The organism is Arthrobacter sp. H41, assembly GCF_000520535.1.
In the GTDB taxonomy this organism is placed as follows: Bacteria; Actinomycetota; Actinomycetes; order Actinomycetales; family Micrococcaceae; genus Arthrobacter_D.
Genome location: NZ_KI914821.1, coordinates 17,844 through 23,035, shown reverse-complemented (window position 1 = coordinate 23,035; position 5,192 = coordinate 17,844). Strand labels below are relative to the sequence as shown.

The following is a 5,192-nucleotide window of genomic DNA, read 5'->3' as shown; positions in this document are numbered from 1 at the left end:
AACCCCGGCAGCCGGGAGTCCCGCTGGCCGAAGGCCACAGTGGGAGCGGGCCGGTACAGCCGAAGCGTGGGACCGCTGCTGCCCGCAGCAACGTTCCGGAGCAACTCGATGCCCGCGTCGAGGTCACCGACCGCGCCGAGCGAATCGGTCTGGCGATGGACCGTCAGAGCACCGGAGCCCGACCACGCGTTCGTCATGTGGCCGGGCTCCATTTCGTGCGTCACCTGTAAAGCTGAGATCTGTCTCCTCATTTATAGCGCAGGATCCCGTATCAGGGTGATGCCCGACTGGTGGCCGACCTAGCTGCCGGCGTCGATACTCCTGCTCCGCTGTTCGATCCCGGGAATGCCGTAGGGGTAGTCGCCGAAGGTCGGTGCGCTGACGGTGTCGAGCAGTTCCAGCTCCTCGGAGGACAGGCTGAGCGAGGCGGCACCCATGTTGTCGGCGAGCTGTTCCTGCGTCCGCGCCCCGAGGATCACCGAGGTGACCGCGGGCTTCGCTGCAACCCAGGCGAGTGCGACGCGCGACGGCGTCACCTCGCGCTGCGCGGCGAGGTCCACCACCGCGTCCACGATGCGCCAGGTGCGCTCTTCGGCGTTGCGCTTGTCCCATGCCTCCATGCCGCGCGCGGGATCCTCCCCCAGTCGCGTGTTCCCCGTGGGCGAGGTGTCCCGCTTGTACTTCCCGGTGAGCCAGCCGCCACCCAGCGGCGACCAGGGCAGCAGGCCCATGCCGGCGTCGAGCACTGCCGGGACGATCTCCGCCTCGATCTCGCGCACCAGCAGGTTGTACTGGGGCTGAAGCGTGACGGGCACGCTGAAGCCGCGCGCCCGGGCCGTGAGGACCGCCTTGGTCAGCTGCCAGCCGGTGTAGTTGGAGAAGCCGTAGTAGCTGATCTTGCCGCTGCGCACTGCCTCGTCGAGGAAACCGAGCGTCTCTTCGAGGGGCGTCAGCGGATCCCATGAGTGCACCTGGTACAGGTCGATGTGGTCGACGCCCAGACGGGTCAGCGACGCCTCGAGTGCACGGCGCAGGTGGCGCCGGGACAGCCCGAGGTCATTGACGCCCTCGCCCATCGGGAAGCGCCCTTTCGAGGCGAGAACCATGGTGTCGCGCTCTGCCGGGTTCTTCGCCAGCCAGGAACCGATAATGGTTTCGGAGGCACCGGCGGTGTAGACATCGGCGGTGTCGATCAGGTTCCCGCCTGCTGCAGCGTAATCGCTGAGGACGGCGTGGGACTCGGCTTCGTCCGATTCCGCGCCGAACGTCATGGTGCCGAGCGCGTAGGCGGATACGGCGGTTCCGCTGTTCCCGAGTTTCCGGTACTCCATCGTTAATCTCCCTTGGTGTTCGAGGTGGTGTTGCGTGTGGAAAAAGCGTAGTCGGGTCGGGGCTGCGTCAGAGCTTGCGCAGGGTGAGGATCTGTTCCGAACGGCCGAAGGGACCGGTCTCGTCGTGCAGGACGGACGACGTCAGCCCCACGCCGTCGGCGCCGAAGGTCACACCGGTGTCGAGGCCCAGCCACTCCCCTGCCGGCATGCGGTGGAAGTGCAGCTGCAGGTCCACGTTGGGGAACATCCAGCTGCCCGGTCCGGGGGGCACCCTGCTGGCGATGCCGTTGGCGGCGTCGGCCATTCCAACGAGCCGCACGAGGTCCGGCGAGGCCTTGTCCTCGAGCATCGAATACGGCGTCCGGAGCCACACCTGGCCGCGGCCGGGCCGGTGGCCTTCGACCACCCGGAAATCCAGCGACTCGATGTACCCGCCGGGCCAATGGGTCATGCCGTCGAAGGGGCCGGCGGCTTCCGGACCGGGCATGGCGGAATCCTCGACGGCGGCGACGGCGGCAGTGTCTCCTGCCGCGAGGCGCCAGGCCCGGGCCTGGATGATGGGCCGGCCCTCCACCGACATCTCGGTTTCGAGCAGCTCGATGGTGCTCCCCGGGCGGACGGTCCGGGTTTCCACGGCGAACTTGCCGGCGGGAATCATGCCCAGGATCTCGAAGCTGATGCGTGCCAGCTGCATTCCCGGGCGCGGTTCGTGGTCAAGGAGGCACTGGGCCAGCAGGCCGGAGATCGGAGCCATGTGCTGCTCCTCGGGGTTCCAGGCGCCCTGGGCGTGGATCGTCGATTCGAAGCGCCCGGGTGCCAGGGTGCGGTAATAGGAATCTGTCATGGGAGCCATCCTTAGTGCGAAGCAGGAATAGAAGTGAAAACCGGGGGCGTTGGAACCACAGATGGCCCTGTGCTCGGAACGAGCAGGTGTGGCGTACTCATTTTTCGATCCTCCCATGCCCGAAGGACCTTCATGCCCCAAAGCCCGCCTCCCCAGCTCGCGGACGCGAGACCGACCGACCTGCCTGCTCCCTCTGTTTCTACTTCCCTCTCCGGCCCGGCCGCCGCACAGGGGACCGAAGCGCGCGACAAGCTCGTGATCACCCTGCTGCTGATCTCAGCGTTCGTGGTGATCCTCAATGAAACCATCATGGGCGTTGCCATCCCCCGCCTGGTGCAGGACCTGGGAATCACCGTCGGCGCCGGCCAGTGGCTCAGCACCGCCTTCATGCTCACCATGGCCGTGGTGATTCCGGTCACCGGATTCCTCCTGCAACGCTTCCACACCCGTCCGGTCTTCCTTGCCGCGATGGCCCTCTTCAGCCTCGGTACCCTCGTGGCCGCCCTGGCGCCCGGCTTCGGCGTCCTCATCGTGGGCCGTGTCATCCAGGCCAGCGGCACCGCCATCATGATGCCGCTCCTCATGACCACCGTCATGACCCTCGTGCCACCGGCGTCCCGCGGTAGGACGATGGGCAACATCTCGATCGTCATCTCCGTGGCACCAGCGCTCGGCCCGACCATCTCGGGGGCCATCCTGAGCGTGCTCGACTGGCGCTGGATCTTCTGGCTCGTCCTGCCGATTGCCCTCGGGGCCCTCGCCATCGGCGCAGCGAAGATGCAGAACGTCACCACGCCGAAACGCTCGTCCATCGATGTTCTTTCGGTGATCCTCTCGGCCCTCGCCTTCGGCGGCATCATCTTCGGATTCAGCCAGCTCGGCGAGGCGTCAGAGGGCAGCACGCTGCCGCCCTGGGCGCCGCTTGCCGTCGGCCTTGTAGCCTTGGCCCTGTTCGTGATCCGCCAGATCGTACTTCAGCGCAGGGACAGCGCCCTGCTCGACCTCCGGGTGTTCACCTCGATGAATTTCACGGTGTCGATCGTCGCCATCGCCGTGAGCATGATGGCGCTGTTCGGCACCATCATCCTCCTGCCTATCTACATGCAGAACGTCCTCGGGATGGATCCGCTGGCGTCCGGCCTGCTCCTGCTGCCGGGCGGTCTGGCCATGGGACTGCTCGGGCCCGTCGTCGGACGCGTGTTCGACCGTCGCGGGCCGCGGATCCTGCTGGTTCCGGGCGCGTTGCTGGTGAGCGCCGTGTTCTGGGGCCTGACGCAGGTGACCGAGTCGACGCCGGTCTACCTGGTCCTCGTTGCCCACGTGATGCTCAGCATCGGCTTGGCCCTGATGTTCACTCCCCTGCTGACCTCCGCGCTCGGGTCCGTCAAGCCCGCCCTGTACTCGCATGGAAGCGCCATCTTCGGCACCACCCAGCAGCTCGCGGGTGCCGCGGGAACGGCACTGTTCATCTCGGTCATGACGCTCCAGTCCACGGCGCTCGCGTCCGACGGCGCCGCGCAGCTCCCCGCGATGGCGGGCGGCATCCGGGCCGCCTTCCTGTACGGAGCGGTGATCTTCCTGGTCGCCGTCGTCGCCTCGTTCTTCGTGCGGAAGCCCGAATCGATCGACGCACCGTCACCCCTGCACTGACCCTCTTGGAAAGAAGCCCCGTCCGGAGTTCCGGGCGGGCTTCTCCCATGCCGGGTCAGGACACCGGCTGCCGCAGCTCGATGAAACCGTCGCTCGTCACCCGGGTCTCGAAGACGGGCTGGGGCACGCTCGCCGGACCACGGTAGTTCTTGCCGTCGTCGAGCCTGAACATGCTCTGGTGCCAGGGGCACACGATGCAGCCGTCCTGCACCGTCCCCTCCTCGAGGGGACCGCCCAGGTGGTTGCAGACGCTGTCCATGGCCGTGAGCTTCCCGCCGTTGCGCAGGAGCAGGATCGGTACGCCGTTGGCCTCGGTGGTGTGGCGGCCGCCTTCGACGACGTCGGAGTCGCTCGCGACGCGTGTCCACTCCGTCGGAGCCTCATGCCAGGCGGTGCGGTTGACGTTCACGCCACTGCCATAGGCGAGGTGGCCACCGAGGTAGGCGCTGAAGCCCATGGTCCCGAGACCGGCGAGGCCGAGGATCTTCCCCAGTGCATGGTGGCCCCCGGCGCGTGCCGTCGAGGACGCCCCGTAGAGCATCAACGCGACGCTGTTGCCGGCAGCGTGCACGAGGCCGACCCGGCGCTCCTTGCCCTGGGTGTCCGACCAGTCGTGAAGACCCGTGATGGCGGCAGGCACCGCGGAAGCGATGCCGACGTTCACCAGGAGGCCGGCTGCATGGCGTGAGTCCTTTCCCCCGGCGAAGTCGAGGAACGAGGCCATAACCCAGGCGCCGGCGGGAACGACGATGAGCACGGGATGGACGGAATGCCCGATGGCGGCACCGCTCAGGGTGTTCCGGATGTGTCGCGGCTGGACGGCCCTGCTCACCGCGGCGGCCACGGGGTCCGCGACCTTGTCGAGCGGTTTGAGTCCCTCGATGGTGTCGATGATGGCGTGCAGTAGATTCACGAAACCTCCTTGAAACACAACGGCGCGGCCCCCGGGTCCTCCCGGCGCAAGCACCAGCGGAACGTCGGAGAGCCTGGATCCTCCTACTGTTCCACCTGATGCACGGGATGGGAACAGTCCCGGTGCAGTGCGCTTCAATCAGCACGCTTAGTATTAACCCATGGGATTCGACGACAATGCACGGCTCGATGCACCTTCCTTGAAGGGTCGCGGCGAGCGGCTGGCGGTTGTTGTCCCCGTCTACAACGAACCATTCATCCAGCGGACCCTCGATTCGCTGTTCGCGCAGGACCGACGGCGTTCGGTCCAGCACTACGTGGTGGACAACGGTTCCACTGACGGCACACGCGGGCTGTTGGAATCCTGGCTGCGCTCCAGGGACGGGTTCCCCCTCACCATCCTCGACGAGGCGGAAAAGGGCACGGGAGCCGCCTCGGATACCGGCTTCCGCCGC

At 67.0% G+C, this 5,192-nt stretch carries 5 protein-coding genes and 1 pseudogene; 2 read left to right on the top strand and 4 right to left on the bottom strand.

Translation table 11 applies throughout. The features are described 5' to 3' along the window. The 3 genes and pseudogenes from Y705_RS0113815 to Y705_RS0113805 all read right to left on the bottom strand — a co-directional run. A pseudogene (locus Y705_RS0113815) lies at positions 1 to 197 on the bottom strand (lipoate--protein ligase family protein); the annotation flags it as partial. Between the two features lie 102 nt (positions 198 to 299). After that, the gene (locus tag Y705_RS0113810; RefSeq protein WP_026533286.1) at positions 300 to 1,331 is read right to left on the bottom strand and encodes an aldo/keto reductase; all 1,032 of its coding nucleotides are present in this window, start codon (positions 1,329 to 1,331) and stop codon (positions 300 to 302) included. A 67-nt stretch (positions 1,332 to 1,398) separates the two neighbouring features. Then, complete coding sequence (locus Y705_RS0113805; protein WP_026533285.1) at positions 1,399 to 2,175, bottom strand: thioesterase family protein; 777 nt, start codon at positions 2,173 to 2,175, stop codon at positions 1,399 to 1,401. A gap of 132 nt (positions 2,176 to 2,307) precedes the next feature. Between Y705_RS0113805 and Y705_RS0113800 the strand changes: the two genes are divergently transcribed. Then, positions 2,308 to 3,825, top strand: a complete 1,518-nt coding sequence (locus Y705_RS0113800) for a DHA2 family efflux MFS transporter permease subunit (protein ID WP_081738067.1) — start codon at positions 2,308 to 2,310, stop codon at positions 3,823 to 3,825. A 55-nt stretch (positions 3,826 to 3,880) separates the two neighbouring features. On the opposite strand, the gene Y705_RS0113795 is transcribed toward Y705_RS0113800, so the two are convergent. Further along, positions 3,881 to 4,738, bottom strand: coding sequence for a Rieske (2Fe-2S) protein (locus Y705_RS0113795; RefSeq protein ID WP_026533283.1), 858 nt, complete (start codon positions 4,736 to 4,738; stop codon positions 3,881 to 3,883). Between the two features lie 160 nt (positions 4,739 to 4,898). Between Y705_RS0113795 and Y705_RS0113790 the strand changes: the two genes are divergently transcribed. Continuing rightward, positions 4,899 to 5,192 (top strand): glycosyltransferase family A protein (locus tag Y705_RS0113790; protein ID WP_026533282.1); only part of this gene is annotated, 294 nt, incomplete at its 3' end.